Origin of the sequence: Photobacterium sp., from assembly GCF_033720175.1 — a bacterium.
Classification (GTDB): domain Bacteria; phylum Pseudomonadota; class Gammaproteobacteria; order Enterobacterales; family Vibrionaceae; genus Photobacterium.
The window spans coordinates 457,809-484,680 of sequence record NZ_JAWWDA010000001.1; the positions used below are offsets into that span (position 1 = coordinate 457,809).

General features: G+C 48.0%; 32 protein-coding genes. 13 read left to right on the plus strand and 19 right to left on the minus strand.

What is annotated here, in order from left to right:
• Window positions 1–26: 26 nt before the first annotated feature.
• From fliD to R3289_RS02005, 9 genes are all read left to right on the plus strand, one after another.
• The gene (fliD, locus tag R3289_RS01965; RefSeq protein WP_318923680.1) at window positions 27–1,364 is read left to right on the plus strand and encodes a flagellar filament capping protein FliD; all 1,338 of its coding nucleotides are present in this window, start codon (window positions 27–29) and stop codon (window positions 1,362–1,364) included.
• A gap of 11 nt (window positions 1,365–1,375) precedes the next feature.
• On the plus strand, window positions 1,376–1,765 hold the full coding sequence (fliS, locus tag R3289_RS01970) for a flagellar export chaperone FliS (RefSeq protein ID WP_318923681.1): 390 nt from the start codon (window positions 1,376–1,378) through the stop codon (window positions 1,763–1,765).
• Window positions 1,758–2,060: a hypothetical protein gene (locus tag R3289_RS01975; RefSeq protein WP_318923683.1), complete on the plus strand. Its 303-nt coding sequence runs from the start codon at window positions 1,758–1,760 to the stop codon at window positions 2,058–2,060. Before fliS ends, R3289_RS01975 begins: the two co-directional genes overlap by 8 nt.
• Window positions 2,061–2,063: 3 nt before the next feature.
• Complete coding sequence (locus R3289_RS01980; RefSeq protein ID WP_318923684.1) at window positions 2,064–3,188, plus strand: flagellar hook-length control protein FliK; 1,125 nt, start codon at window positions 2,064–2,066, stop codon at window positions 3,186–3,188.
• Between the two features lie 16 nt (window positions 3,189–3,204).
• Window positions 3,205–3,687 carry a flagellar basal body-associated FliL family protein gene (fliL, locus tag R3289_RS01985; RefSeq protein WP_318923686.1) on the plus strand — a complete coding sequence of 161 codons (483 nt, stop codon included), beginning with the start codon at window positions 3,205–3,207 and terminating at the stop codon, window positions 3,685–3,687.
• A gap of 11 nt (window positions 3,688–3,698) precedes the next feature.
• The gene (locus R3289_RS01990; RefSeq protein ID WP_318923687.1) at window positions 3,699–4,427 is read left to right on the plus strand and encodes a FliA/WhiG family RNA polymerase sigma factor; all 729 of its coding nucleotides are present in this window, start codon (window positions 3,699–3,701) and stop codon (window positions 4,425–4,427) included.
• 9 nt (window positions 4,428–4,436) lie between these two features.
• Window positions 4,437–5,294, plus strand: coding sequence for a flagellar motor stator protein MotA (motA, locus tag R3289_RS01995; protein ID WP_318923688.1), 858 nt, complete (start codon window positions 4,437–4,439; stop codon window positions 5,292–5,294).
• The gene (locus tag R3289_RS02000) at window positions 5,294–6,289 is read left to right on the plus strand and encodes a flagellar motor protein MotB (RefSeq protein ID WP_318923689.1); all 996 of its coding nucleotides are present in this window, start codon (window positions 5,294–5,296) and stop codon (window positions 6,287–6,289) included. Before motA ends, R3289_RS02000 begins: the two co-directional genes overlap by 1 nt.
• Window positions 6,290–6,406: 117 nt before the next feature.
• Window positions 6,407–6,700, plus strand: a complete 294-nt coding sequence (locus R3289_RS02005) for a hypothetical protein (RefSeq protein ID WP_318923690.1) — start codon at window positions 6,407–6,409, stop codon at window positions 6,698–6,700.
• A gap of 98 nt (window positions 6,701–6,798) precedes the next feature.
• On the opposite strand, the gene R3289_RS02010 is transcribed toward R3289_RS02005, so the two are convergent.
• The 12 genes from R3289_RS02010 to flgB all read right to left on the minus strand — a co-directional run bounded on the left by R3289_RS02010 (window position 6,799) and on the right by flgB (window position 16,817).
• On the minus strand, window positions 6,799–7,854 hold the full coding sequence (locus R3289_RS02010; protein ID WP_318923692.1) for a flagellin: 1,056 nt from the start codon (window positions 7,852–7,854) through the stop codon (window positions 6,799–6,801).
• A gap of 15 nt (window positions 7,855–7,869) precedes the next feature.
• Window positions 7,870–8,766 (minus strand): flagellar hook-associated protein FlgL, encoded by an 897-nt coding sequence (gene flgL / locus R3289_RS02015; RefSeq protein ID WP_318923694.1) that lies wholly within the window; start codon window positions 8,764–8,766, stop codon window positions 7,870–7,872.
• A 9-nt stretch (window positions 8,767–8,775) separates the two neighbouring features.
• On the minus strand, window positions 8,776–10,149 hold the full coding sequence (flgK, locus tag R3289_RS02020; protein ID WP_318923696.1) for a flagellar hook-associated protein FlgK: 1,374 nt from the start codon (window positions 10,147–10,149) through the stop codon (window positions 8,776–8,778).
• 5 nt (window positions 10,150–10,154) lie between these two features.
• Entirely contained in the window at window positions 10,155–10,703 is a 549-nt protein-coding gene (locus R3289_RS02025) for a rod-binding protein (protein ID WP_318923697.1), read from the minus strand.
• A gap of 9 nt (window positions 10,704–10,712) precedes the next feature.
• The gene (locus tag R3289_RS02030; protein WP_318923934.1) at window positions 10,713–11,798 is read right to left on the minus strand and encodes a flagellar basal body P-ring protein FlgI; all 1,086 of its coding nucleotides are present in this window, start codon (window positions 11,796–11,798) and stop codon (window positions 10,713–10,715) included.
• A gap of 65 nt (window positions 11,799–11,863) precedes the next feature.
• Window positions 11,864–12,538 carry a flagellar basal body L-ring protein FlgH gene (gene flgH / locus R3289_RS02035; protein WP_318923699.1) on the minus strand — a complete coding sequence of 225 codons (675 nt, stop codon included), beginning with the start codon at window positions 12,536–12,538 and terminating at the stop codon, window positions 11,864–11,866.
• 10 nt (window positions 12,539–12,548) lie between these two features.
• Entirely contained in the window at window positions 12,549–13,334 is a 786-nt protein-coding gene (flgG, locus tag R3289_RS02040; protein WP_318923701.1) for a flagellar basal-body rod protein FlgG, read from the minus strand.
• A gap of 14 nt (window positions 13,335–13,348) precedes the next feature.
• On the minus strand, window positions 13,349–14,080 hold the full coding sequence (gene flgF / locus R3289_RS02045; protein ID WP_318923702.1) for a flagellar basal-body rod protein FlgF: 732 nt from the start codon (window positions 14,078–14,080) through the stop codon (window positions 13,349–13,351).
• An 11-nt stretch (window positions 14,081–14,091) separates the two neighbouring features.
• Window positions 14,092–15,300 (minus strand): flagellar hook protein FlgE, encoded by a 1,209-nt coding sequence (flgE, locus tag R3289_RS02050; RefSeq protein WP_318923703.1) that lies wholly within the window; start codon window positions 15,298–15,300, stop codon window positions 14,092–14,094.
• A gap of 26 nt (window positions 15,301–15,326) precedes the next feature.
• Complete coding sequence (flgD, locus tag R3289_RS02055) at window positions 15,327–16,019, minus strand: flagellar hook assembly protein FlgD (protein ID WP_318923705.1); 693 nt, start codon at window positions 16,017–16,019, stop codon at window positions 15,327–15,329.
• Window positions 16,016–16,450: a flagellar basal body rod protein FlgC gene (gene flgC / locus R3289_RS02060; RefSeq protein WP_318923706.1), complete on the minus strand. Its 435-nt coding sequence runs from the start codon at window positions 16,448–16,450 to the stop codon at window positions 16,016–16,018. The genes flgD and flgC overlap by 4 nt, the downstream gene beginning before the upstream one ends.
• 4 nt (window positions 16,451–16,454) lie before the next feature.
• Entirely contained in the window at window positions 16,455–16,817 is a 363-nt protein-coding gene (flgB, locus tag R3289_RS02065) for a flagellar basal body rod protein FlgB (RefSeq protein WP_318923707.1), read from the minus strand.
• Between the two features lie 208 nt (window positions 16,818–17,025).
• On the opposite strand from flgB, the gene flgA reads away from it, so the two are divergent.
• The 4 genes from flgA (at window position 17,026) to R3289_RS02085 (ending at window position 19,317) form a co-directional block, all read left to right on the plus strand.
• Window positions 17,026–17,676 carry a flagellar basal body P-ring formation chaperone FlgA gene (flgA, locus tag R3289_RS02070; protein ID WP_318923708.1) on the plus strand — a complete coding sequence of 217 codons (651 nt, stop codon included), beginning with the start codon at window positions 17,026–17,028 and terminating at the stop codon, window positions 17,674–17,676.
• A gap of 68 nt (window positions 17,677–17,744) precedes the next feature.
• Window positions 17,745–18,026 (plus strand): flagellar biosynthesis anti-sigma factor FlgM, encoded by a 282-nt coding sequence (gene flgM, locus R3289_RS02075; RefSeq protein ID WP_318923710.1) that lies wholly within the window; start codon window positions 17,745–17,747, stop codon window positions 18,024–18,026.
• Window positions 18,027–18,034: 8 nt separating this feature from the next.
• Window positions 18,035–18,469 (plus strand): flagellar export chaperone FlgN, encoded by a 435-nt coding sequence (flgN, locus tag R3289_RS02080; RefSeq protein WP_318923711.1) that lies wholly within the window; start codon window positions 18,035–18,037, stop codon window positions 18,467–18,469.
• 5 nt (window positions 18,470–18,474) lie between these two features.
• A complete protein-coding gene (locus tag R3289_RS02085) occupies window positions 18,475–19,317 on the plus strand; it encodes a lytic transglycosylase domain-containing protein (protein ID WP_318923713.1) in 843 nt (280 codons plus the stop codon).
• 129 nt (window positions 19,318–19,446) lie between these two features.
• Here the strand turns inward: R3289_RS02085 and ptsG are convergent, their stop codons facing one another.
• From ptsG to fabF, 7 genes are all read right to left on the minus strand, one after another.
• Window positions 19,447–20,877 (minus strand): PTS glucose transporter subunit IIBC, encoded by a 1,431-nt coding sequence (gene ptsG, locus R3289_RS02090; RefSeq protein WP_318923715.1) that lies wholly within the window; start codon window positions 20,875–20,877, stop codon window positions 19,447–19,449.
• Window positions 20,878–21,339: 462 nt separating this feature from the next.
• Entirely contained in the window at window positions 21,340–22,116 is a 777-nt protein-coding gene (locus tag R3289_RS02095; RefSeq protein WP_318923716.1) for a YchF/TatD family DNA exonuclease, read from the minus strand.
• Window positions 22,106–23,083, minus strand: a complete 978-nt coding sequence (gene holB, locus R3289_RS02100; RefSeq protein ID WP_318923718.1) for a DNA polymerase III subunit delta' — start codon at window positions 23,081–23,083, stop codon at window positions 22,106–22,108. The genes R3289_RS02095 and holB overlap by 11 nt, the downstream gene beginning before the upstream one ends.
• A 1-nt stretch (window position 23,084) precedes the next feature.
• Window positions 23,085–23,714, minus strand: a complete 630-nt coding sequence (gene tmk / locus R3289_RS02105; protein WP_318923719.1) for a dTMP kinase — start codon at window positions 23,712–23,714, stop codon at window positions 23,085–23,087.
• Window positions 23,714–24,724, minus strand: coding sequence for an endolytic transglycosylase MltG (gene mltG, locus R3289_RS02110; RefSeq protein ID WP_318923721.1), 1,011 nt, complete (start codon window positions 24,722–24,724; stop codon window positions 23,714–23,716). Before mltG ends, tmk begins: the two co-directional genes overlap by 1 nt.
• Window positions 24,718–25,527: an aminodeoxychorismate lyase gene (gene pabC / locus R3289_RS02115; RefSeq protein WP_318923723.1), complete on the minus strand. Its 810-nt coding sequence runs from the start codon at window positions 25,525–25,527 to the stop codon at window positions 24,718–24,720. The genes mltG and pabC overlap by 7 nt, the downstream gene beginning before the upstream one ends.
• An 80-nt stretch (window positions 25,528–25,607) precedes the next feature.
• Complete coding sequence (gene fabF, locus R3289_RS02120) at window positions 25,608–26,846, minus strand: beta-ketoacyl-ACP synthase II (protein WP_318923725.1); 1,239 nt, start codon at window positions 26,844–26,846, stop codon at window positions 25,608–25,610.
• Window positions 26,847–26,872 lie beyond the last annotated feature (26 nt).

The window sequence follows — 26,872 nt, forward strand, 5'->3', positions numbered from 1 at the left end:
TAAGAAAATAAATAAGGAGTTATGCAATGAGTTCAATGGACCCGATTACGATGGCTACTCAATTGGCCACTTATGATGTGCAGCCCTTTCAACATCGATACCAGCTACAAGCCGATAAATACCAAAGTCAATTAACCGCGCTGGGAAAAGTTGAAGCGGCACTGCGTGAATTCAGAACGGTTGTCGATAAAATGAACAGCATGACAGCCAGCATCATTAAAAACAGCGCTACTTTTTCGCAGGATGGCAATCTAACGGCTAACGTCGATGCCAATGCCCTGAGTGGCAGCTATCAGGTTTTTGTTGAGCAGGTGGCGACTGCGCATCAGGTTTCTGCCGGTATGCCCGGAGGTACTACCGCCGATACCGAAGTACCCGCTACGGGCACCCTGGATTTCACCATTAATGGTGAAACCATGTCGCTTGATTTATCGACTGTCGACAGTAATGGCGACGGCAAAAATACGCTTGCGGAATTAGCAAACGCAATCAATAACGACAGTACTAATCCTGGCGTCAATGCGACGTTAGTACGCTCTAACGGCGAAACCCACTTCATGCTTTCCAGCACCGAAACGGGGGTTGCCAACACCATCAACGTCAGTGCGTCAGGAACAGGGCAAGTCTGGTTTGAAGATGCCTTTACTAACCTGACCGACATCAGTACCCCGCAAGACGCCAAAATCTGGCTTGGCCCGCAAGGCACAGGGCTGGCACTCACCAGCAGTTCAAATACCTTTTCTGATGTGATCACCGGTGTTGACCTTACGGTGACGAAAGCACAAGCCGCTGCCGAGCAGCCAATCAACCTGACTATCGGTGCCGACAGCGAAGCCACCAAAGAACAGCTCAACACATTAATTGATGCCTACAATTCGCTGGTTTCTACCATCGCTGACCACACCAAAACCGGGTCAGATGAAAATCAGCGCGGTATTCTGGCTGGCGACCCAACGATACGTTCAATTGAAAGCCAGCTTAACGGACTGCTACGACAGCAATATAACGGTAAAAGTCTGTTTGAAGTCGGGGTAAGTGTAAATCGTGAAGGCAAGATGGAACTCGATACCGAGCGATTTGAAAGTGCTCAGCTTAATGATAGTGCCGGTCTCGAAGCCATGTTTAATGGCGCGGGCCAACTGCTCGAATCTATTGATGATGTTATCGATCCCTTCCTTAACTTCACTAACGGCCAGTTTAATAACCGTAAAGATAATCTGCAGCAAAACCTGTCTCGTCTCGACGACAAGCAAGTCAATCTTGAACGTAAGTACCAAATGTCTTACGACCGCTATCTGGCACAATTTACCCAGATGAACACGTTAATGAACCAGATGAACCAGACCAGCAGTCTGTTTATGTAAAGGAGTCTCTCATGTTAATGCAAAATTCCGGCTTTGATTCTTATCAAAGCGTCGATTTGGATGCCCAGGCAGCTTCCGCTTCTCCGCATCAATTGGTGCTCATGCTGATTGACGGCCTGCTCAATGAACTGATCCGCACCAAGGGGCATATTGAAGCAAAGCGCCTGGCCGAAAAGGGCCAGGCGATTAACAAATGCATGAATATCTTGATCGGCCTGGATAGTGCCCTGGATATGTCGAGCGGTGGCGAAGTCGCGATGAACTTACACGACCTTTATGAATTCTCCCAAATCGAACTCTACCAGGCCAGTGTCAGTAATGATACGGCACGGATCGGCAACGTAGAACGCATCATGACCAATATCCGCGAGGGCTGGGAAGGATTCGGTCAGCATGCGTAGCGTTACTCCAGCAACGCTGCGCCAGATGCAACAAGAGATATTGTCTGCAATACAAAGCGAACAGTGGCAAGAGCTGAAAAGCCTTGATCTCCGGCTGCGCTCGCTGCTTCGCGCCTGTCACAACCAGCCTTTAACTCCCGCGATCCGGGACGAGTTAGATCAGCTGAAAAAGTGTCACCAGCAAGCGGTAGCAGCAGTCACTGATATCCGAAATAACGCCAAAGGCAGCATTGATTCAGCCTCTGAGCAAAAAGAGCGGATACTTGCCTATCAACTGGCCATGGACATGGAGTAACAGATGACTAACGTGACCCTAACCGCTTCCGGTAGTTTACCTGGAGTGGATAATACTTCATCTGCGACAAAAAGCCTCGTTCATGCAGTGAAACAAGCCAATGGAGAAGAGTCTTCAGGCCTCGCTTCGTTTTCTGCCAGCACCGGCTTTTCATCCCTCGCAGACTTAGCTCATAAGGCCCTGTCAACGTTCGAGATGCAGGAAGATCTGTCAGCTGACGGAACCTCCCCTGTTGCTGAGAATTTGCCTTCTGAGCCCAGTACGCAAGCGCCACTGATTGGGCAGTACTCCGCGACAAGTACCCTGGGATTCTCACCACAGACCAATTCTGTCAACCCTGCCTTCACAGCAAACCGTACTGAAGCCAGCGGGAATAACGCCAAAGTCGACTTGTTCATCAACGGCTTCGGCAGCAACGTAAAATCACCAGAGCTTCAAAGCTTGAGTCACGTTGCTGAACAGCAATTATTGCCGTCAGGCTCGGTGCAGGAAAACAGTCACACCCGTCATGCCGGAGAACCATTCAGCAGTAAAATGAATCAATTGCTCTCGATAAAAACCGAGACAGGTTCATTGCCCCAAATCACTCTTCCCCTGCCACAACAAGTAGAGGGACAGATTCATGCTGGCCAGTCTGCCACCCTGCAAGCAGCCATCTCATCATCACCGGCAGAAGCTGCTCAACCGAGAGCGGTTTGGGCCAATCTTCAGATGGACTCTTCACCCGGTAAATGGGGCGAGCAAATGCTGCAGGTTTTACAAGACCGGGTCACATTGCAGGCCAGCCAGAATATGCAGGAAGCTCGTATCCGTCTTGACCCACCCGATCTTGGCAAGCTGGACTTGATTATTCGGGTCGACGGTGATCGCCTGAACGTACAAATTAACGCTGCTCATGGCGCTATTCGCGATGCGTTGGCTCAGGTTTCTGAGCGTCTGCGACTTGAATTGCAACAACAGCAATTTGTCCATGTCGACGTCAACGTTGGCGATGGTGAGCGAGGACAGCCTTCACAGCACCAAGCTCAACCTGACGACGAATACCAACCTGCAATCCTGTCTGCCGATGTGCTGACAGACGCAACAATCAATACAACCTCAGAACATTGGCTTTCTACAAAAGCCTAGTAAAGGAGTCTGGTTAATGACTAAACGTAATCTTGCCTTAATTTGTGTCGCCGTGATCCTAACCAGTATTGTTGTATCTGGTGCAACCTTCGTGGGGGGAGTCTGGTATATGAAAAATCACAACAATCTAGAAATGTCAGACTTTTCCACCACGCTTCCTTTTACAGAGCCGAAACAGTCAGCACAATCAAGTTTCCATTCATTGGATAAATTGGTCTTTAGTGTAAAAGGCGAGCGTCAGACCCACTTTGTCATGCTGGAACTGGCACTGAAAACTCGCCAGCCTGAGAAAATTAAAGACATCGACAACTATATGCCGGTAGTCCGTAATGCGCTGCTTAGGTTATTCAGCAATAAAACCTATGAACAACTACAGAGCCAACCAACCATTGATGCGTTACAGGAAGAAGTGAGGGAGACCTTAGTTACAGCCTTCGTTAATACCAACTTTTCCCACATGATTGACGATGTATTGCTGACTAAATACGTGGTTCAGTGAGGTAAGTAATTATGCTAGAGATGAATCCCGCGGATCAATATTCCACTGAACCGGAAGTCACGCCAGTCCAATCCTCATTTAATGAGGATTTACTGGTTCGTAAACACTTGATACTGGTCAAGCGGGTAGTGAACCAGCTGCGCATCCATGCCAACCACCACTGTAGTATTGAAGATATGCAACAAATTGGTTTGCTCGGATTACTGGAAGCGGCTCGACGTTATCAGAATGTCGAAGACCCACAATTTCCTTCTTTTGCGGTATGTCGGATCCGCGGTGCCATTCTTGATGAGCTGCGCCGGCTGGACTGGCGCTCTCGTCAGACCCGCCAACAGGCACATGAACTGAATGACATCACTCGGGATCTGGTGAAAAAGCTTGGCCGCCAGCCTAGCGAAGCTGAAATCATTAACGCACTAGGGACCGATCAGGCCGATTATTACCAACGGCTTAATGCCAGCATGGCCAGTGAAATGCAGAGCCTGGATCAATTACTTGAGAACGGCAGTGACTTAGTGATGAGCAGCCATGCTGACAGCATCAACCACGAGCAAATTAAGCGAACACTGGCAGCCACTCTCACAAAATTAAAGAAACGTGAACAGTTGCTGCTCACTCTATTTTATCAGCATGAAATGAACCTGCATGAAATTGCTCTGGTTCTTAACCTTACCCCGCCCAGAGTGTGCCAACTTCATAAACAGGCACTCAAGCAACTCAATCACTATCTTTCAAGCTAGGAGCAACAGATGCAAAAGTTCATTGGTGCCATCGTTATTATTCTGTGTGTCTTCGGCGGTTACGTTTGGGCCGGCGGTGATCTGGTCGCTATCTGGCAGCCCGCAGAAATGTTGATCATTGCCGGGGCTACAATTGGCTCGACAATTATCGGCAACCCGCCCCACGTATTAAAGGAAATGCGTGGTCAGTTCCGCCGGATCCTCTCCACTCGTAATGATGAGCAAGTCTATTATATGGAGCTGATGGCATTATTACAGATCCTGCTAGAAACTATTCGTAGCAGCGGCTTCAAGGCGCTCGATCGTCATATTGAAGACCCCCAAAACAGCGAATTATTCAATCGATTTCCGCAACTCATCCAAGATCACCACATTGTTTCGTTCATCACCGACAATTTGCGTTTAATGGCAATGGGACAAATGTCGCCTTATGAATTAGAGGGGCTGCTTGAACAAGAAATTATGGCCATTGAAGAAGACCTTCTGTTGCCTTCACGTTCGATGCAACGTACATCAGAAGCCTTACCGGGTTTCGGTATTCTTGCTGCGGTAATGGGTATCATTATTACCATGCAATCCATAGATGGTTCAATTGCGCTAATTGGCTATCACGTTGCCGCCGCCCTGGTAGGAACATTTTTGGGTATTTTCGGCTGTTACTGCATTCTTGATCCGGCAAGTAACGCCATGGCACAGCGCGTTAAACGTGACATGTCAGCCTTTGAATGTGTACGCGCCACACTGGTTGCCTATGTCGCCAAAAAACCAACATTACTAGCCATTGATGCCGGTAGAAAACACATTCAGTTAGACATTAAGCCTTCATTCAACGAAATGGAGAAATGGTTAGCGGAACAGGAGGGATAATGCAAAAACAAGAGCAAGTCATATTTAAACGTTCAAAGAAGCGTCACGACCATGGTTCCCATGGAGGAGCATGGAAGGTCGCTTTTGCTGATTTTATGATTGCTCTGATGGCGTTATTCCTCGTCCTGTGGTTAATGGAGGTTGTCGATCAAAAAGAGCGGCGAGCAATCGTCGCTTATCTCAACAGCTCAAGCATTTTTGATGAAGGCTCAGGCAATCCTTTCGATACCTCGCAAAGCTTATCCCCTATTGATTTCGGCGGCGATGCGTCTGATTTAAGTTCGCATAATGCCGCCGTGACCGTCAGCTCTTTCTTTGATGGCAATGGCGATGGGGCAGAAAGCGATGCGTTGATCCCCGGTTCGTTCGAAACTCAGGAGCAACTGACGGTGCTGGCTAAAGTGGTTGAAGAAATGGCCAAGCAAGTCTCGGCTGATGGTAATGTGATGGTCGACGTCACGCCGCAAGGCTTACGTATCATTCTGCAAGATAATTATAAACAGAATATGTTCAGACGTGGCGGTAACGAGCTAACCCCTTTCTTTGAAGATCTGCTGTTAGCTATTGCGCCGGTTTTTCGCAAGATCCACAATCAGCTCATAATCAGTGGCCATACTGATTCCATTCCCTACAAAAGCCGCTTTAGCAATAAGTCTAACTGGGAACTCTCTGCCTCTCGCGCTAATATTGCCCGCCAAACTCTGATTGCAGGCGGCATGCCAGAAAAGCGGGTATTGCAAGTCGCCGGCATGTCTAACCGAGCACTATTAAATTCAGCGGCGCCTGACGCCAGCGAAAACCGCCGCATTGAACTATTTGTACTCACAACACCTGCCGCTCAGATACTTGATGCACTGTTTGGTGGAAAAGCCGATAACGCCCTTGATAAAGCTCGACAACAAGCCGCGTTTAATCAACCGGTACTGAGGCGTGAGGTGGCTGGTCAGCCACAACAAATTAAGCAAAAAGTACAAGCTACGGCAGTAAATTCATAATTAGATTCAAAGCAGAATTCACCCTGAAATAAACAGATAAATACAGTAAGTTGCTTAACGAGGCTTTCTTATTCATAAGGCTATGTCGAACGACTTCATGTTACTGAAAGGTCAAACATGTCTAAACAGCAGGTCAGAACACGAAAAGCCGATAGCCTACAAAAGATTTTTTTGTGGCTAATCATTGTTGATTACGCCCTGCTGGCTTTTTTCCTGCTACAGCTATCAAGCCTGACATTAAAAGCGGGCACGGCTATCAGCTCTATGCTGGTGTTCTATAATGGCTTGCTCACCTATTTTTGCTTTCAACGCGCTAAGCGACACGATGATAACTACATCATTTACCCGACCTTATCGGCAACTCTGCTGGCGTTTATCTTTTTCTTATATTTCTTCTTTCTGCTGGCATAAACTTACAGTCAGGCATCCATTCCCAGCCTTCTTTTACCGACATTAAAAAAGCGCCACTGAGGCGCTTAGACTTTACTCTATATATGTCGCAATTTAACTCATTTAAGCAGTGCCACCACCGTATGACGATGCACGTTGGCCTGCGCTGAAACGGCTTGATAGGTGGCGGTGAAGTTAGTGTTCACTGCCGAGGTAAGTGAACTGATTTTGCCTTCAATGGCCGCAATATCGTCAACGTTGATTTGAGCTTTAATTTGCGTCACCTGTCGGGCGAATTCTGTTTGATACACTTTTATCTCATCAATGCTTTGCTGAACCTGGCGCAGGCCTTGAGTCACCTTGCTGATCGTGCGTCGGATATTATCCCGACTGCTGAGGTTGATGGATAAATCCTCTATACCTTCCGGCTCTGGCTTAAGCTTTATCATATTTGGCTGACCCGCTGGATAACGGTGGCCTTGGCCAGTCACCATCACTTGCTGGCTCATCTGAGAAAAATCAGACTCTTTCGCCTTAAAGAGTAATTCACCGTTACTTCCCAACGAGGCTCTAATGCCTAACGGCACCAGAGAACGATCAATCTGACTTGCCAGTTGCTGGTCGTCGCGTTGACTATTTAATGTAATTAAAGCAGTGCCACTGTTCGGGAAATCGAGCCGAATTTGCTCATCCTGATGGCGCTGACGCGTTAAGTCCAACCCCGGGATCATAAAACTACGCTCGGGTTCTCGATCTACCTGTATACGAAGTTGGGAATCGAGAACCCTTACGCCATCTGATACTGCGCTTTGCAGCCAGCTTTTGATGTTAGTCTGTTGCTGGATTAACTGCTTTGCCTGATTTGAATTTGATAACGACGGATCACCCGGTGAGTGTAAAGTCTGGGTCAGCACCCGCTTCATCGACTGCAGCTCACTGCCTACTTTATGGATCGCCTGCTGGGCAATCTGAACCACAGTAACCTGTTGCTGTCCTTTTGCCAGCAGGGCCTTCGAAACAGAATATGCCCCCTTAGGTAAGGAGGCATTATTGACTGACACAGAGTGCGGATTATTGGTCGTTTTTTCAGCGCTGTATGAGGGCGCAATGGATGCCTTCTCGTTACCAGGCAGTCTAACGCCTTGCGGCCTGACTTCTACCGTCGAATTAACCATCGCATTTCCATCCCATTACAGTCGGTTAAATAAAGATAAATCATTAATTTTTACATAGCTTGCCTGAGTCGCTTGTAGCGCGCTCATGTAATTGGTTAAGCGAACAGAAGCTTCACCGTAATCCAATGCTTCCAGATCCCCCGTTACCTTGTCGACAAACAACTTGTTTTCGCTGTGACTGCTTTCAAGTAAATCGAGGTTGTTATAACGTCCACCCGTTGTCGTCATCGCCCCTAATACGTTACCCGATGTCTTATCTATCGCGGCCAGTGTATTTGCGACTTCAACCTGGAAGTTCGCGCTCGGGTTGTTAAACTCAGCAATCAATTTATCGAGCTGGTTCACTACGTTATCACCACCAATATCCAATATTTCTTGTGCGGTGAAATTAGCCTCCATAGTGACCCCTTTTGCAACTGTCACTGAACGTTTATCAGCGTTGCCATCAACGACATAATCTGCGCCTGACTTGGTGACTGCCGGGGCATTCGTTTTCGTTCCTGAGAACAGATAATGGCCTTCTTCATCTTGCGCATTAAAGGTGGCGACTAATGACTCTTTCAGGTTCTCCAGCTCGCTGACAATACCGGTTCGGTCATCATCGCTTAGGGTACCGTTCGATCCCCACAACACCAGGTCACGGCTACTTTTCAAGCTTTCATTCGCCCGGTCTAAGTATGCTTCCTGGCTCGATAATACTGTTTTCAGGTTACGAATATTGGCCTGATACTGATTAATGGCACTGCCTTCACGCTCTAAGTTAAGCAATTTGATCGAATCAATCGGATCATCAGATAACTTAGTTAAGCGATCACCAGTCGACATTTGCTGTAATACTTCCCCCAGCCCGGCATTATTCATTTGCAGGCTGCGCAGCATCATCTGACTGAATTGGGTGTCACTGACTCTCATCTCATCACCTTAGAATAATGTTAGAACCGTATCGAACAGCTGATTAGCCGTACTGATCACTTTCATGTTGGCCTGATAGGCATTGGCAAACACCATCAGGTTAGCCGCTTCTTCATCACTGTTGACGGCACTGAGGTTATCTCGCGTGGCAACAGCCTGCAGCTTCAGGCTTTCCGTGGCTTTCCAGTCCGATGTCGCCTGACGGGTTTTAATCGCCGTTTCCCCGACCATGGACGAAAAAGTGTCATTGAGTGTCGCATTACCAAACCCGGTAATCGCGAATGCCTGATTACTGATACCAATCAGATCTTTAAGCACATCACTGTTGCCCGGGTTTCCATCTGACGATAACGCCAGCTCTTCCGGCGTAAGAGCGGTGATAGTCAGACTGGCTGCGGGGTTGGCGGGATCATAACTGAATAACGGAGAACCCGGGTTAGCATTCAGATCTTGCCCCCCCGCTAAAGTATTATTGAAGGTATCCGCCAGCGCGACAGCCATGTCATTCAATGCATTCTGGTAAGGTTTTAAAGTCGTGACCTGATAATCATTAATCGCACCCAATGTGCCGCCAATATTGCGGCTGGCAGCAAAGCTCTGACCGGAAATATTCACCTGAATATCTGCCAGGTAGGGGTCATTTACATCGGGGATGACTTTGAGCTGTGCCGCTTCACTACCCAGAACTAACGGCTGGCCCGATGCCAGCGTGACCTGCAAACTTCCATCTGGCTGACTGGTGGTTTTGATATCAATCACCTCAGACAGCTGGCCTATCAGTTCATCGCGGGCATCAAGTAACTGGGTGGAATTGCCGCCAGTACCTGCCATCTCAGCAATCTTCTGGTTTACATCGGCAATGTTGCTCAGCAAGCTGTTGGCGTGTTCTGTCGCCGCCACCCGTTGATCACTGATATCTTTGTGCTGGGCATGAAGCGATTCCGTCAAGGTGTTAAAACGACGGGACAAGGCTTCAGATTCATTTATGATCTGCTGGCGCAACGGAATAGATTCCGGCTTGATTGACGCATCATTCAGCGCGGCGAACAAGGTATCTAGCCCAGCAGAAAGGCTGAAACCGTCGGCACCCAACATGTTTTCCAGCTGGCTCATGCTCGTCAGGTTACGGGCGGAATAAGCCGCCTGGCTCTTGGTTGCCCAGGTCTGCTTAACCAGATATTCATCTGCTATCCGGCGGATACTGGTCACTTCAACGCCATTGCCCGCACTGTAGCGCGAGTTGCTCCCCGGCCCTAATGCTGACGTTAGCGCCTGCTGGCGACTGTAACCAGGAGTGTTAACATTTGCGACATTCTGCGCGGTTACATCAAGCGCCGCTTTGTTTGCATTGAGGCCACTTAATGCAATGTTAATTAAGCTCATCGGTATTAAAGCTCCATCTTACGGTTCAGCGGTTGCTGGAAAGCAACGGTACTCATTGCTTCTTGGTAAGTGTCTTTAAAAGACTCTCTTTTGTCATAGGCGGCCAAATCACTCGGTTCATTAAGTGGGCGAACGGCATTTACCATATCCGCCTCAACGCCCGATTTCTGCCGTATTAACTTGGGCTCAGCGGCAGCTTCGTTTGCGGCCATAATCTCGGAATCAACAGCTCCCTCATGATTAGGGCTTAATTGTTTGATCAACATGTCTGCGATACCACTGCGCTGTTTTTTTGCGAGTTCCATCGCGAGCTGACCATCATAAAAATCACGATAGACCCCCTGCTCTTTGCTGGAAAAGGGGTTGTCTTCTGGCGCAAGCACGTCACTACTGCTTCGCATTTGGCGTAATACCATTTGCAGAAACATGGCTTCAAACTGCCCGGCAACGGTCTCCAGCGCCTGCTCTTTGTCGGCATCGAACTTAATGCTCGAGAGCGCGTTATTGTCGTGATAAAGCAAGGTATTGTTGCCGCCATTACTATCAATTTTCATCGTACCTCCTTAAATCACAACCAGTTCAGCATTCAGGGCGCCGGCCTCATGCAAAGCCTGTAAAATCGACATCAGATCATCCGGTGTCGCCCCCAGGCTGTTCACCGCATCGACAATAGTGTTGAGTTCCGTTCCTTCGGGCCAGATATACATTTGTGCTGACTCCTGATTGATATCAACGCTCGAATTGTTTACCACCGTCGTTTCACCTTCACTGAACGCATTTGGCTGGCTGACTTGGTCATTTTCACGGATAGTAACTGTCAGATTTCCGTGACTAACAGCGGCTTCACTGACCTGAACATTCTTGCCGACAACCACAGTGCCTGTGCGCGAATTAAACACCACGCGAGCGGGTTTACGACCTTCAACCACTTTAAGATCTTCCAGCATCGACATGAAGGTGACCCGCTGCTGGGTATCTCCTGGTGCACTTAATTTCACCCGTCCCTGATTGATAGCAATCGCCACATTCGGTCCGAAGGTAGCGTTAATCACCCGGGCAATATTCTTGGCAGTCGTGAAGCTAGGCTGACGTAAATTAAGGGTGATCTGAGGCTTGTCATTGAAGTCAGAAGGAATTTCGCGTTCCAGCGTTGCTCCATTTGGAATTCGCCCTGTGGTTGGGGTGTTAATCGTAATTTTTGAGCCACTGCGTCCTTCCGCCTTAGCCCCGCCAACCACAACATTACCCTGGGCGACAGCATAAACTTCACCATCAATACCGCGTAGCGGCGTCATCAGCAACGTACCACCACGAAGGCTTTTGGCATCACCAATAGAGGAAACGACAATGTTGAGTTCTTGTCCTGTGCCCGCCATCGGGCGCGCATAGGCCGTGACACTCACCGAAGCGACATTCTTTAGCTTAGGATCGGCGCCATCACCAATTTGAACACCAAACTGACGCAGCATATTGGTGATCGACTGACTGGTAAATTTGACCTGATTACGGTCGCCAGTACCGTCCAGACCGACCACAAGACCATACCCAACCAGCTGGTTACTACGGATCCCTTGCACATCCACCAGATCCATAATCGCCGTCGGAGTTTCGGCCTGAGCTGTCGATGCCAGTGTTGCCCCCCCCACCATCGCGACTGCAAGCAGCACTCTTTTAAGTGACAACACCATTAATAACATTACATTAATCAATTTCATCAGAATGGTATCCATGGGCTGTTGAAGAACTGAGTAAGCCAGCCAGATGCATTACTGTCAGCCAGGGCTCCCCGGCCAGAATAGGTGATGCGAGCATCGCCTATTCGCAGCGATGACACTCGATTACGCCTGTCGACATCATCCACCCGCACAATCCCTGTCAGGCGAATAAATTCATCGCCCTGATTTAAGCGAATCCATTTCTCGCCGCGGATCCTCAGCACGCCATTGGGTAACACTTCATGGACTGTGACCGTAATCGCCCCTTCCAGTTTATTACCCTGAGAACTTGCAGCAGAACCGTCAAAGCCACGATCAGCATCAACACCCACCGCTAAATCGTCATAAACCTTGTTACCGAATGTCGGTGCCCCAAAGTTGAGAGATGATTCTTTACCATACTTGGTATTGGCTTTCTTGCTCGACTGGGTTTCTTCATTCAGTAATATGGTCAATACGTCACCCACTCGGTAGGCACGTCGATCCTGAAACAGCGTCATCATGTATTGATGGCGGTACAGGCTGCCATCAGTTGCTTCTGGCAACGAATAATCCAGCTCTGGCGGAGCATAGGCTTCATCATTAGGTTCTGGCGCGAGAAATTCAGGGCGCATTGAGCACCCTGACAACAGCACTGATAACAAAATTAATGACGAAGGAATTAGCGACTTCATAGATTCGTCCTTACAGCGACTGGGCGACAAACTTCAGCATATCATCGGCGGCAGAGACAACTTTGGCATTCATTTCATAGGCGCGCTGAGTGGTGATCATATCCACCATTTCTTCGACAACCTGCACATTCGAACCTTCCAGAGCGCCTTGCTTAATACTGCCTGCACCATCCAATCCTGCCACTAGCTCGTCGGCCTGACCACTGGCTTCAGTCTCTCGGAACAAGTTTCCGCCGAGGGCTTCCAGGCCCGCCGGATTAATAAACTTGGCGAGGGTGATCTGACCTAATTCTTGCGGTTGCGGATCCCCTGCGCTGACGGATGTAACCGTGCCATCGACCCCTATCGACAGATGCGTTGCATCTTCCGGGATCTGAATTTGCGGTATCAGCGGCAAACCCTGAGTGTTGACCATTAACCCTTCTGAGTTAACATGAAACTGGCCATTACGGCTGTACATGATCTCGCCATCTGAGTTTTCAATCTGGAAGAATCCTGCCCCCATGACTGCCAGATCCAGATCTTGGCTGGTATTCTGCGAATTACCCTGAGTAAAAACTTTCTGGGTTCCAACAACGCGTACACCGCTACCTAGCTGAACACCGCTAGGTAATTGATTGACCTGGTCGACCTGCGCGCCAGGCTGACGCTGGATGCTATAAAACAGGTCTTCAAAGACAACCCGATCCCGCTTAAAACCAACGGTGTTCACATTCGCCAGGTTGTTCGAAATGGCGGTCATCTTGGTATCCTGAGCTGCCATGCCCGTTTTACTTACCCATAACGCTGAATGCATTGTTTTTCTCCTTGTTAACGATCACGAAGCAGACGATTACCCGTCTGAGCCAGGGTTTCTGCAGTTTTCATCATCCGTACCTGCATCTCAAAGTTACGGGTCAATGACATAACATTAACCAGCTCATCGATAGCGGAAACGTTACTGCCTTCAAGGTGTTCTGCTGCAATGGCAACGGTCGGATCGGCTTCAAATGCACCACCATCACGCGAATGCAGCAAACCTGTAGTTTCTTTTTGCAGTTCAGTTAAATCAGGCTTTACTAGCTTGAGCTGACCGACTTCGATCTCTGCGCCACCACCAGGCGGTACAACGGTGATCAAACCTTTATCACTAATATCCAGGCTCTGGTAATCAGGCAATACAATCGGTTCGCCGTCAGCCATCACCGGAAAACCATTAACGGTCAGGTTGCCCTGTTGATCCGCTTTGAAGTTACCGGCGCGGGTATAAGCTTCATCACCGGTTGGGGTCTGTACGGTAAAGAAACCTTCGCCGTTGATGGCAACATCGAGGCTACGACCGGTTTTTATCACGTCACCGGAGTCAAAGCGCGTCGATGCCGAATTGGTAACGACCATGGTTCGACCGTCAAAACCGGCACCTTGCAGAGCGTAGCTTTGCACGCGCTCTAAATCAGCACGAAAGCCTGTGGTATCCGCATTTGATAGGTTATTGGAACGCACATGCTGGGCCATCATCACTCGGCTGGCGCCACTGGTTGCGGTATAAAGCAAACTATCCATTATTCAGCCCTTTACACCGCATTGAATAATGCTTGAGTTAACTGATCAGAGGTCGAAATGGTTTTGGCATTGGCTTGATAATTACGCTGTGCCGTCATCAGGCTAACCAGCTCACTGGTCAAATCAACATTCGAACCTTCCAATGCACCTGGGGTTAATCCACCCAATGTGCCGGTACCCGGAGAGCCGGTGATCGGAGCACCTGAACTGTAGCTCTGCATCCAGGCGCTATTGCTCATTTTTACCAACCCCTGCTCATTGGCAAAATCAGCCAGAATAACCTGCCCCTGAAGTTGTGACTGGCCATTGGTATACGTCGCGAACACCATGCCATTATCTTCAACACGCACGCCAGCCAGTTCACCGGATGAATAGCCATTAGGGCTGTTGGTGCTGACACCAAAATCGGCACCAAACTGCGTGGTACCATTAAGGCTCAAATCTACGCTCATCGCGTCCGCACCTGCGGGGTTGAATGCAATGTTGACAGGTGTCGCTGGCGAGGCCAGCGTGCCATCGGTATTGAAACTCACCGTGGCCTCTGTTGCCGTCGGAGTCGTCGGTTTACCATCAACCTCTATATGTACTTTCCATTCATTAGGATTAGTAACAGGATCTGTTTTGACAAAATACTGGGTTACGGTATGAGGATTACCCAAAGAGTCATACACTTTAGAGGTGTATGAAGAGTTAAACGACGTTGGATCATCGGCAGCAAATGCTGCTGTAGTCGGTACCTCGAGACGCGCATCAAAGTTAGCAACAAAATCAATACTGTCGGTCGCTTTAGCGGCCAGCGATGAAGTACTGATTTTCAAGTCGCTGACTGAGCCAGTCTGAAGAGTGTTGTTACCGTCAACCGCATAGCCCTGGAGCTTCAGGCCAGAATTACTAACGATATTGTTATTCTTGTCGGTACCAAACACACCGGAGCGGGTGTATAGCGTCTGCCCCTGGCTATCTTTGGCCACAAAAAAACCGCTGCCGTTTATTGCTAAATCAAGCGATCGGCCGGTACCGGTAATAGAGCCGTTCTTGTCAAAGTTTTGAGAAATGGAAGCAACTTCCACCCCGCCCGCCTGCATGCCGTTATACACCGCCGAGAATTCGGTACGAGACTCTTTAAAGCCAGATGTTGATACGTTTGCAATGTTGTTACTGATGGTATTTAACTGAATATTCGTGGCATCCAGACCACTTAGTGCGATATCAAAACTCATAAAACCCTCTGTGCTATAACGTTTGGTTAGCTACCAAACTGACTAATCTGATAAAACGGAACACTGCCTACACCGGCGATATTAACCAGTGCTGCACCACCATTACTGGGTACCCGAACTTGTGTTACCTCTCCGGCCAACTGCATATTTGGCTGTGCCTGACCCTTCTCTAGCTCAACAGAAACAGTGTAATTACCCGGTTTCAGCCCAAGCGCTTCAGGATCCACCGTAAAGTCCACATCGCCCTTACTGCGTGCACCAAGCGGCATACGGGTAGTTTGTCCGTACTCATCTTTAATCAGCACGGTGACCTGACTGGAAGAATGATCTAATTCAATTTTGCCTTTCAGCGGTTGCTCTGACAGTTCAAATTCATTCGTACTGACATAAACGGTTTGTCCCACCAGCCCGGCAGTTGACAACACCTGCATGTTATCCAGCAATACCATGCTGTTCTGCATCAGCTTGGTCATGTTTTCGGTGCTTTCTACCTGAGAAAACTGAGCTAACTGACCGACATATTCCGTGCCGTCTAGCGGGTTCAGAGGATCCTGATTCTGGATCTGCGCCACCATCAACGTGATGAACTCATTTTTCAGTGAACTACCACTGTTCATGTCAGCCGGATTGGACTGAACCTGATTCGCCGACGTCGCCGTTGCTGATGAGCCCGTAACGAGATTATCCGCACTTAGCGCGGTAAACTGTGCAAGACTCATCTACCTTCCCCCAGTCTTAACAACCCTTGCTGCATGCTTTTGACATTGCTCAGCACTTCAACATTGGTTTCAAAACTTCGGGTTGCTGACATCATGTCGGCCATTTCTGCCACAACATCAATATTCGGGTAGTAGACATACCCCTCATCATTGGACAGTGGATTGTGCGGCTCAAAACGTTTGTCGGCATCGCCACTGCTCTGAACCACATCCACAATCCTCACTTCAGCATTTGGGTAAACATCCTGATCGGCTGACAGCTGAGTTTTACTGTAAACCGTCGCGAAAACCGGTTTTAGTGCCTTATAGGCATCATCCGGATTGGCTGAAACTGCATCCGCATTGGCCAGGTTACTCGCCACGGTATTCAGACGTACTGTCTGTGCGGTCATGGCTGAACCTGCAATCGAATAAATATCAGTAAATGACATATCGTTAACGCCCCTCTATCGCTTTAGCCAGCCCGCTGAATTTCATCTTCATGAAAGTCAGGCTGGTTTGAAAATCCATGTTGTTCTGAGCAAACTTAGCCTGTTCAACTCCTAGCTCCACAGTGTTACCATCCTTCGAGTTCTGGTACGGTATGCGGTACTTGGTCGCGACCATTAACTCAGGTACTGACTGGTTAACTTTTTTTAATCCCGTGTTTTTCATCACTGTTTGAAAATTCAAATCTTTAGCGAGATACCCTGGGGTATCAACATTTGCTAAGTTACTGGCTAATACCTTAGTTCGCTGAACCCTGAAATTAAGCGCTTCAGGATGAACACCAAGCGCATTGTCAAAACTGATTGCCATTCACTCTTCCTTTATATCAGGCTGCATGAACAACAATATACAAAATACATGCCATAAATTTAGGTGTTACTTTTCAATGATTTACAAACCAAAACGGAAGCGGAACTTCCGCCAGTCGGAAGCAACACGGAAACATGGGAAATGGGCGGGATGGCTGGTAACTATTGGGCTTTTTCTCTGTACCTCCGCTTATGCCTCAGAAGCAAAAATGGATACAAAAAAGCTCACGCAGTTTCTGAAAGAGCAGATTACGCTAGAAATTCAACTCTACGCCGAGCGGCACCGCTGGCAAGATCTCAGTACTAACCTTGATATCACCATACCGCTAACGGCTAAGTATTTACCACTCTGCCAGGTACCTCTGATCATCACAGCCAGTGATCAACAAAGCATGCCGGTCGGCAACCTGAAAAGACAGGTTGAATGCAATAGCCAAGATCAGACGTGGGTGCTGAATGCCACCATCAGAGCCGCCATTAGGCTACCTGTTGTCGTGGCAACAACCACGATCAACAGGAAGACCAAAATTACTGCCTCGATGCTAAGAATGCAGGAGTTACACTTAACCAAGGCCAAAACATTCACTACACAATTTAGCGACGTCATTGGCAAACGGGTCAAACGAAGAATTCGTTCTGGTCAGCTCATTAATCCCGCACAGCTACAGCAACTGTGGCTGGTAGAAAAAGGGGATGAAGTCGTCATTATCGCCAGCAAAAACGGCATGCAAGCCAGTATGAAAGGGATCGCTCAGGATAACGGGGTGAAAGGCGAACAAATCGATGTCCGCAATAGCAGTTCATCGAAGATCATTCGTACAATCGTCGCCAGCCGCGGAAAAGTAGAAACTATTTTTTAATATTTTTCTTTACCTGTCGTTTTAATAAAGTAATGATATTTTTCGCGATGATGCAGCAGGATCAGGCAATGAAGATAGATAAAGTATTCGGCTCTCAGGTTCAGGCGACTCAGGCTAACCACTCTGAGCCAAAAGCACCGGAAACAAACGAGTCCAAAGGCAAAGTAAAACCCAACCCCCGTATTGATACAACGCTGATATCTCAAGCTCAAGCAGAGATGAACACGTTGCCAGATGTTGATATGGCCAAAGTGGAATCGGTCAAACAAGCACTGGCTCGTGGTGAACTCGACCTGGATATTGGTGCACTTTCTAGTGCCGTGATGCGCTTCCATACCGGTCACGAGTGAATACTACAATGAACAGACACCAAGCAATTAAGTTAGTGATACAAGGCATCCAGAATGATACCCGTCACTACCAGCTGCTTTATCGTTTAATGGTGAAGCAGCAGGCCAGCTACATCGATTTTAATGGCGAAGCGCTCGGTGCGCTGACGGAGCAACAGCAGCCTTTAATTGACCAATTGCATAAAAGTGCGCAGCAACGCAGTTTGCTCATGCAGCAGCTTGGCCTTAGCAATTCGAAACAAGGTATAACAACACTGTTCAATGTATTACCCGGCCAGCTGAAGCAACAAATGAACGAGTGTTGGTACACACTGGAAGCTCGGGTGAGATCTTGCCAGCAACTCAATCAGCTTAATGGCCACATTTCAGCATCCTACAGTGAGGTGCTGCAACAGCTGCAACAAGAGGAGAGCTATGGTGCTGGCCAACTGATGCAAAGCTAAGCCCTATGCTGACTATCCGATCCATTTATTTCGGCTGTTTATGGCAAAACCTGGTTTTCCCCCCCATACTCATTGCGATACTACTCTTCTCTGTCCCGGCTGACAGTGTAACTAACAGTGCCTACCATCGCGATAATTTCCATAATGATAATAATAGATTCAACAACAATAACTTTAACAACAAGGTCTTCAATAGAAAAGTCGCCCAGCATTACAATCAACTTTCACCACATACAGTACTTATCAATAAGCAGTTCGAACGCTATCAGCCAACCATTCAAAAAATCCTTTTCCAGTTAAAACAACATCAGTTACCCCAGAGCCTGATCTTAATCCCGATGCTGGAATCAGCCTTTAATCCTGAGGCAGTTTCTCCAGCCAAGGCCGCAGGTTTGTGGCAGCTAATGCCAGCAACCGCAAAACGGTTCGGGTTAAACGTTGACAAAATGAATGACGAGCGATTTGATATCAGCAAAAGTACCCAAGCTGCAATTAAATACCTAAGTTTCCTTTACAATAAGTTCGATCAGGATATCAAACTCACTTTAGCAGCCTATAACTCAGGGGAAGGAAGAGTTCAGCGAGCCCTCAGACAGCAAGTAGACAAACATTTTTCCGCCCTGCAATTACCGCAAGAAACGGTTAATTACGTGCACAAATTCTATGCCCTGCTGGATATTGTCGATGTTAAAGCGCTTAAACCGCCAGCGTCAGAGAGCAGTATTGCCCACGAGTTTGATGCCAAAGTCATCCCTCTGGTTTTGCGAGAACAGCGTTTACTGCTGGAGCTGTTTGAGCCTCGGAAAATCATCAACATGGAACCCGTTAAGCCTTTGGTGCCACTGTAGAAGTTCATAACGCACCCGCGGAACAAGCTTCCTGACTACTGACTGGATATTTTCCTTAGCAAACCGGTAAGGGAAGCCGAAGCTTCCCTTTATATGCATATACGCAGGTGACTAAATCAGTGAGCCGTCTTAGTGATTACGTATCCACTCATCCATGTCCGTTTTCAGGTTATCTGACTTAGTACCGAAGATAGCCTGAACCCCTCCCCCTGCAATAACGACCCCTGCTGCGCCTAATTTCTTCAGCTTATCCTGATCAACGTTATCGATGCTTGCAACTGAAACACGCAGACGTGTGATACATGCATCCAGACCGGTGATGTTGTCTTTACCACCAAATGCCATAACCAGCTCTTTCGCCATTTCAGTCCCAGTAAAGGCGATTGCAGCATCTTCCTCTTCCTCTTCACGGCCTGGCGTTTTCAGATCAAACTTGGCGATAACGGTACGGAACACGCTATAGTAGATAGCCGCGTAAATAAGGCCCACTAATGGGAATAACGCAATTTTCTCAGCGTTTGCAGAAAGAACCACAAAATCAATAAAACCATGCGAAAAAGACGTACCGTGCACCATGCCTAGCATGTTGGTCACGACAAATGCAGACCCCGCCAGCAACGCGTGAATTCCGTATAGCATTGGCGCCACAAACAAGAACGAAAATTCGATTGGCTCAGTAATTCCGGTCAGGAATGACGTCAGGGCCGCAGAGATCATGATCCCGCCCACTTTCGCCCGGTTTTCTGGTCTCGCTGAATGCCAGATAGCGATTGCTGCAGCCGGCAGGCCATACATCTTAAACATGTAACCACCCGCAAGCTGACCGAAGCCGTTACCAGTAATACGAGTTGCTTCGTTCGCTTCAAGATAGCAGGTCAGTACACCCGTACGTGCTTCACCCGCTGCATTGATACAGCTACCGGCTTCAAAGAAGAATGGGACATTCCAGATGTGGTGCAGACCAAACGGGATCAAAGAACGTTCAACAATACCGTAGATACCAAACGCAACCGTTGGATTCTGATCTGCGGCCCAATGAGAGAATAACTCAATTGCCCCACCGATTGGCGGCCAGATCACAGAAAGAACAACACCAAGACCAATTGCACAGAAGCCGGTCATGATAGGTACAAAACGTTTACCCGCAAAGAAACCGAGGTAATCCGGCAGCTGGATACGGAAAAACCGGTTAAAAGCCCATGCAGCCAAACCACCGACAAGGATACCACCGAGCACCCCGGTATCGATTTTCTCTGCCCCCATCACGCTGGCCATCACGCCCAGCGTTGCCGTCATGATACCGTAGCCAACGATAGCAGCCAGACCTGCAACACCGTCGTTGTGGGTAAAACCAAGTGCAACACCTACTGCAAACAATAGTGACATTTGACCAAATACGGAACCACCAGCTTGTTCCATAATCTGAGAAACAATTTCTGGCAGCCAGCTAAAGTTAGCGGCGCCAACCCCCAATAGAATACCGGCTACCGGCAGAACCGATACAGGCAACATAAGTGCCTTACCGACTTTCTGCAGGTTAGCAAAAAGGTTCTTAAACATATTGTGCTCCTGAGTGCGATGTTTTATTTAGAGATCAATATACGTGCAAGCGATATACCTTCGCAGTCATAATGCTAGCACTACTTTTCTCACTTATGTCATTGTTACTATAAAACATAGCCTTAAATATGAGCTGACAACCACCAAAACGCCACACGACAGTAAATAAAATGTCAAAATATAATCATGAAAGTCAATACACCCGGTTTGAAATCCGCCCGAAACCATCGTAAGACACTGTATTTAAATGTAAACTAACAAAAACTGGTAAGTAACCCAGTTGCTGGGGTGCCATGCAAATTTCTAGTGATTATTGCTCTATATTATTTATTTAAAATTTAATCACTAAATGTTGATAAATGCATTGAATGAAGAAGTGTCTCTAAATCAAAACACATCGACCAATTTTGGACAGAATAAATAAAAAAAGGAGCCTTAGCTCCTTTTTTATCATTCAATATTCTAACGCTCGGCTCGCGAAAAAAGTGTAAAGAAGTTATTGGTCGTGACCGCTTCAACCTCTTCAACCGATACCCCTTTTAATAATGCGATGTACTGTGCAACCTCCCGGACATAGGCTGGTTGGTTTTGTTTCCCTCGATACGGAATTGGTGCAAGATAAGGGGAATCCGTTTCAACCAGCAAGTGTTCGAGTGGCAAGTTACTCACAACATTTTTGAGTTCACTGGCCTTGTTGAACGTTACGATGCCTGAAATTGAGATGTAGAAACCTAACTCAATCGCTTCTTGTGCCATTTCCAGGCTTTCAGTAAAGCAATGCAACACACCGCCGCACTTTTGAGCGCCTTCTTCGCGTAAAATACGCATCGTATCTTCCCGCGCCATACGAGTATGAATGATCAATGGCTTATTAAGCTCTACCGCTAATTGCACATGCCGACGGAAAATGTCCTGCTGTTGCTGTGCAAGCTCCGGCTGATAGTGATAATCCAACCCTGTTTCGCCAATAGCCACAACACGTTCATGCTGTGCAAACACTTTCAACTGGTCAAAATCAAAACCTTCTTCAATATCCAGTGGGTGCACGCCGCAAGATGCGAACACATTTTCATGTGGTTCAATCATTGCCATCATGGCAGGAAAGCTTTGTAGCGTAACACCAACCGAAAGGAAGTAGTCGACACCACGTGCCTTGGCCTTAGCTAACACATCATCAATCCCTGTATGAAGCTGCTCGTAATCTAATTTGTCCAGGTGACAATGTGAATCAACTAACACTGTTATTTTCTCCTAAGAAACCGGTTAACCACTCAACAAGGAGCAGATCGGTATTTAATCCGCGTTGTTTTTCTAACATTCTATGTAATTCGTTAATCTTTCTTACCTGCTTTATTAAGACGGCAGGCGGCACAAGCCCGGCAACCGCTTGTACTTTGGCTAGAGACTCGCCGTGAACCAGATATTCACTGACCCCTTGCTGAAGTTTAATACAGTCAACCATAAAATAGCTTAGCCACTTTAAACTGGGGATCCCTTCGCTGGAACATAAACCAGCCACATCGTAGATGCCGATATAGGGAGGCTGTAAAAATGCCGCAAATGCATCGATCAGATTACCATGACGGATATCCAGCCCTTGCTCGACAAACTGCATAGTTGCCAGTGGCGCACCACTATTAAGACGGACCGCCTCTATCTTAATCGACCGCATTAACTGCTTTTCAACCCACCTCTTCACATCCTGCTCATCCGGTGTTGTCAAACGCCATTTGTTACAACGACTGACAATCGTCGGTAACAAACTATCAATCGACTGTGCCGTTAAAATAAACTGACAGCCCGAGGGCGGTTCTTCAAGGGTTTTCAATATCGCATTAGCGCCGGCTTCGCCCATCGCATCAGCGTGTTCAATCATGATCACCCTCTGACCAGCCAGTTGCGACGTTTCCATCGCCCACCGATTACATTGACGGACGGCATCAACCCCAATTTGCTTACCTTCTTGCTCTGGCTTCACAATATGAAAATCAGGGTGGGTCTCAGCCGCAAACAACTGGCAGCTATGGCAAATACCACAAGGCTCAGTATCGCAATTTTGGCACAACATCGTCTTCGCCAGCTGTTTGGCTAAAACCTCCCGTCCACTCCCTTTAGCAGAAAGCAGCAGTACCGCATGATGCAGACGCCCCTGCCCCAGCAATTGCTGCCAGTTGTGCCACAAAGATTGATGCCAGGGATAAAGCATATTATTGCTGCTCCAACCATCGAGTTAATGTCTGCGTTATATCCGCGGAGACAGCTTCAAGTGACTGACTCGCATCAATGACCAATACCGTCGGATCATTTTCCGACAATTCAAGAAAACGCGCACGGGTACGGTGAAAGAAATCAATGTTCATTTGCTCGATCCGGTCTAATTCGCCACGTCCTCTCGCACGCTCAAGGCCAAGCACGGGATCAATATCCATGTAGATAGTGAGATCAGGACGGAAATCACCCAGTACCATATCACGCAGGTTTTCCATCAGCGCTTTATCGAAGCCTCGGCCGCCCCCCTGATAAGCTTGCGATGACATATCATGACGATCACCGACAACCCAACGACCTTGGGCCAGGGCTGGCTTAATGACGTTATCAACTAACTGTATGCGTGCGGCATACAACAATAGCAGCTCTGCCATATCGGTTAACGGCTCATCAGGATGCCCTTCTTTGACCAACCTCCGCATTTGCTCGGCAAGTGGCGTACCGCCAGGCTCACGAGTTGATTCTGGATCATCAATGCCGTGTGCTGCCAGGGTTTTAATCACTTGATTAATAGCCGTGCTTTTACCCGCCCCTTCAAGGCCTTCGATTACAATAAATTTACCAGTCATTAGTTTCTTAACGTCTTTAAATAAGCTCGAACAGCGCGGTTATGCTCTGTGAGTGATTTCGAAAATTTATGGCCGCCTTTACCATCAGCCACAAAATACAGGTATGTACTTGTCTCGGGATTGACCGCCGCCAGCACAGAAGCCTTGCTCGGCATCGCTATCGGTGTCGGCGGTAAGCCAAAAATAGTGTAGGTATTATAAGGCGTTGGAGTGCGTAAATCCCTTCTACGGATGTTACCGTCATATTTATCGCCCATACCATAGATCACGGTAGGATCCGTTTGCAGCCGCATTCCTTTAACCAAACGGTTCATAAATACCGACGAAACTAATGTACGCTCTGAGTCTAGCGCCGTTTCTTTTTCGATAATGGATGCCATGATCAGGGCATCATAAGGTGACTTGAGCGGGATTTTCTTATCACGCGCCTGCCAGGCATCAGCCAGCAGAGCGGTCATTTGCCTATAAGCGCGCGTTAACAGTTCAAGATCCGAAGTGCCTTTGGTGTAATGATAGGTCTCAGGCAGCAGGTAACCTTCTAGTTTTTCGACATCGGCACCGATAGCTTTGGCAATCTCAGCTTCTGACATTCCTGCCGTTTTATATTCCAATGCCGGAGCCTGACTGAGCTGAGCCAGCCAGTCGACCAGGCGGTCACCTTCAACCAGTGTGATCACAAACTGGTGCTCTTTTCCTGACGCAATCACCGTAAGGGCATCACGTAAGCTCTGTGCCGGTAAAACTTGATAGGTTCCCGCTTTAATCTGAGTCAGCTGAGGCGCGATTCTACCTATCCAGCGCATCCACTGCGAAGGCGTGATCACTTCGGCATCGGCTAGCTGATTCAATAAACCACGAAAACTGGTCCCAGATTTAACCGTGATAAATACTTCCTGGTTGTTAATGACAGGCTGCTCCAGCGAGGCCTTAACTTGTTGGTATGACCAACCAACGGCTCCTGCGGCAATGACTCCCAGCACCACTACAACAATAAGCAACTTCTTCAACACGAATACAACCTCTTGTTCAATACACTGAACGCAGTACGCTCAGGAAAATCTCGATCATTAATTTTTGTTACAGACACTAACGCCATCAGGGCATTAGTAATAAAGACTTCCTCAGCGAGAAGCAATCCCTCAAGCGGCTTTTTGACAAACTCTACACAATATCCGGTACCTATAATCAGCTCAATGACATGGGCTCGCATTACGCCATGCACACCTGAGGCATCGAGCTCCGGGGTATAAATGGTTTTACCATTACGCCAGAAAATGTTCGAAGCCGTGGTTTCCGTGACATGCCCATTGACATCCAACACCACCGCATCTTGCCAACCGCGGCTTTCTGCCTCTCGTTTCAGCAATACCTGTTCAAGACGGTTCAGATGCTTAAGCCCGGCTAACATCGGTACCAGCCCCAGTCGTTGCTGGCTGACACCCAGTTCAATACCGTCTCGCTGCCACTGTGCGTAATGCTGCGGCCAGGCAAAATCAGATACGACAACCTGAGTATCATCACAGCCAATGCCACTGTAACCCCGGCCACCGACACCACGACTGATCAGTACCTTAACCACGCCTTTGTCAGAGTAGCTTGCCGCTCGCTGACGCACAAGTTGGGCCAGGATTGCCCAGTCGGGTTCTGTAATGTAAAGCGCCGAAACATTTTTTTGTAATCGCTGCAGATGTAGCGGCCATAATTGAGGCTTACCCTGGTCCACTAAAATAGTGGTGAAGCAACCATCACCATATTGCATCGCACGATCTGCAACCGGTACGGTTGTCTGTTCTCTGCCGTTGATCAGTACCATCCTGACGCCTTATCCATACTGCATATAAAAAAACGGCCCGGTACATGAGTATCGGGCCGTTCTATGATATCAGGTTATTATCAGATTTTCTTAAACAGTAACGAACCGTTTGTGCCGCCAAAACCAAAGGAGTTACACAGTGCGTACTCTAGGTTTACCTGGCGTGCTTCACCGGCAACGTAATCAAGATCACAACCTTCATCAGGGTTATCCAGGTTGATTGTTGGCGGTACCGCCTGATCAACAAGAGACATCACGGAAATAATCGCTTCAACAGAACCCGCGGCACCCAGCAGGTGACCGGTCATTGATTTGGTTGAAGAGACCAGGACATCATTCACTGCCGCACCCATAGCACGCTTGATACCAAGCGTTTCAGCAACGTCACCGGCAGGCGTTGACGTACCATGTGCATTGATATAACCGATCTTGTCGGCATTGATACCTGCATCGCGAAGGGTCGCTTCCATGGCCAGTGCGCCACCAGAACCGTCAGGTGTTGGTGATGTCATATGGTAAGCATCGCCACTCATACCAAAGCCGACAAGTTCAGCATAGATATTAGCGCCACGAGCTTTAGCATGTTCGTATTCTTCTACGACCATCATGCCGGCGCCATCGCCCAGAACAAAGCCGTCACGGTCTTTATCCCAAGGACGTGAAGCCGCTTGTGGGTCGTCATTGCGAGTCGACAACGCTTTAGCAGCAGCAAAGCCGCCCATACCGAGTTCAGTCGATGCTTTTTCAGCACCACCGGCCAGCATGACGTCTGCATCGCCATATGCAATCATACGTGCCGCATGGCCAATATTATGAAGACCAGTAGTACAAGCTGTAGAGATAGCGATGTTAGGACCACGGAAGCCATGCATGATAGACATGTGGCCCGCAATCATGTTTACGATTGTTGATGGAACAAAGAACGGGCTAATTTTGCGCGGACCTTTGTCCAAATATGCACGATGGTTTGATTCAATAAGACCAAGACCACCAATGCCTGAACCGATTGCGACACCAATACGGTGTGCGTTTTCTTCGGTCACTTCAATGCCAGAATCTTTAAATGCTTGCACGCCAGCAGCAATGCCATATTGGATGAATAAATCCATCTTACGAGCATCTTTCTTGGTCATGTATTCTTCAGGATTAAAGTCTTTTACCATTCCGGCAAATTGAGTAGCAAACAAGCTAGCATCAAAGTGCTCGATCGTACTGATACCACTGGTACCAGATAGTAAAGCCTTCCAAGAAGATTCAACCGAATTGCCAACAGGAGTTAGCATACCCATGCCAGTAACAACTACGCGACGTTTGGACACGATTAATTTCTCCGGGTATTGAGGGG

Bases quoted from the DNA above. Each gene is read 5' to 3' on its own strand.
- fliD (WP_318923680.1), top strand. From the start codon at position 27: ATGAGTTCAATGGACCCGATTACGATGGCTACTCAATTGGCCACTTAT.
- fliS (WP_318923681.1), top strand. From the start codon at position 1,376: ATGTTAATGCAAAATTCCGGCTTTGATTCTTATCAAAGCGTCGATTTG.
- R3289_RS01975 (WP_318923683.1), top strand. From the start codon at position 1,758: ATGCGTAGCGTTACTCCAGCAACGCTGCGCCAGATGCAACAAGAGATA.
- R3289_RS01980 (WP_318923684.1), top strand. From the start codon at position 2,064: ATGACTAACGTGACCCTAACCGCTTCCGGTAGTTTACCTGGAGTGGAT.
- fliL (WP_318923686.1), top strand. From the start codon at position 3,205: ATGACTAAACGTAATCTTGCCTTAATTTGTGTCGCCGTGATCCTAACC.
- R3289_RS01990 (WP_318923687.1), top strand. From the start codon at position 3,699: ATGCTAGAGATGAATCCCGCGGATCAATATTCCACTGAACCGGAAGTC.
- motA (WP_318923688.1), top strand. From the start codon at position 4,437: ATGCAAAAGTTCATTGGTGCCATCGTTATTATTCTGTGTGTCTTCGGC.
- R3289_RS02000 (WP_318923689.1), top strand. From the start codon at position 5,294: ATGCAAAAACAAGAGCAAGTCATATTTAAACGTTCAAAGAAGCGTCAC.
- R3289_RS02005 (WP_318923690.1), top strand. From the start codon at position 6,407: ATGTCTAAACAGCAGGTCAGAACACGAAAAGCCGATAGCCTACAAAAG.
- R3289_RS02010 (WP_318923692.1), bottom strand. From the start codon at position 7,854: ATGGTTAATTCGACGGTAGAAGTCAGGCCGCAAGGCGTTAGACTGCCT.
- flgL (WP_318923694.1), bottom strand. From the start codon at position 8,766: ATGAGAGTCAGTGACACCCAATTCAGTCAGATGATGCTGCGCAGCCTG.
- flgK (WP_318923696.1), bottom strand. From the start codon at position 10,149: ATGAGCTTAATTAACATTGCATTAAGTGGCCTCAATGCAAACAAAGCG.
- R3289_RS02025 (WP_318923697.1), bottom strand. From the start codon at position 10,703: ATGAAAATTGATAGTAATGGCGGCAACAATACCTTGCTTTATCACGAC.
- R3289_RS02030 (WP_318923934.1), bottom strand. From the start codon at position 11,798: ATGGTGGGGGGGGCAACACTGGCATCGACAGCTCAGGCCGAAACTCCG.
- flgH (WP_318923699.1), bottom strand. From the start codon at position 12,538: ATGAAGTCGCTAATTCCTTCGTCATTAATTTTGTTATCAGTGCTGTTG.
- flgG (WP_318923701.1), bottom strand. From the start codon at position 13,334: ATGCATTCAGCGTTATGGGTAAGTAAAACGGGCATGGCAGCTCAGGAT.
- flgF (WP_318923702.1), bottom strand. From the start codon at position 14,080: ATGGATAGTTTGCTTTATACCGCAACCAGTGGCGCCAGCCGAGTGATG.
- flgE (WP_318923703.1), bottom strand. From the start codon at position 15,300: ATGAGTTTTGATATCGCACTAAGTGGTCTGGATGCCACGAATATTCAG.
- flgD (WP_318923705.1), bottom strand. From the start codon at position 16,019: ATGAGTCTTGCACAGTTTACCGCGCTAAGTGCGGATAATCTCGTTACG.
- flgC (WP_318923706.1), bottom strand. From the start codon at position 16,450: ATGTCATTTACTGATATTTATTCGATTGCAGGTTCAGCCATGACCGCA.
- flgB (WP_318923707.1), bottom strand. From the start codon at position 16,817: ATGGCAATCAGTTTTGACAATGCGCTTGGTGTTCATCCTGAAGCGCTT.
- flgA (WP_318923708.1), top strand. From the start codon at position 17,026: ATGGATACAAAAAAGCTCACGCAGTTTCTGAAAGAGCAGATTACGCTA.
- flgM (WP_318923710.1), top strand. From the start codon at position 17,745: ATGAAGATAGATAAAGTATTCGGCTCTCAGGTTCAGGCGACTCAGGCT.
- flgN (WP_318923711.1), top strand. From the start codon at position 18,035: ATGAACAGACACCAAGCAATTAAGTTAGTGATACAAGGCATCCAGAAT.
- R3289_RS02085 (WP_318923713.1), top strand. From the start codon at position 18,475: ATGCTGACTATCCGATCCATTTATTTCGGCTGTTTATGGCAAAACCTG.
- ptsG (WP_318923715.1), bottom strand. From the start codon at position 20,877: ATGTTTAAGAACCTTTTTGCTAACCTGCAGAAAGTCGGTAAGGCACTT.
- holB (WP_318923718.1), bottom strand. From the start codon at position 23,083: ATGCTTTATCCCTGGCATCAATCTTTGTGGCACAACTGGCAGCAATTG.
- tmk (WP_318923719.1), bottom strand. From the start codon at position 23,714: ATGACTGGTAAATTTATTGTAATCGAAGGCCTTGAAGGGGCGGGTAAA.
- pabC (WP_318923723.1), bottom strand. From the start codon at position 25,527: ATGGTACTGATCAACGGCAGAGAACAGACAACCGTACCGGTTGCAGAT.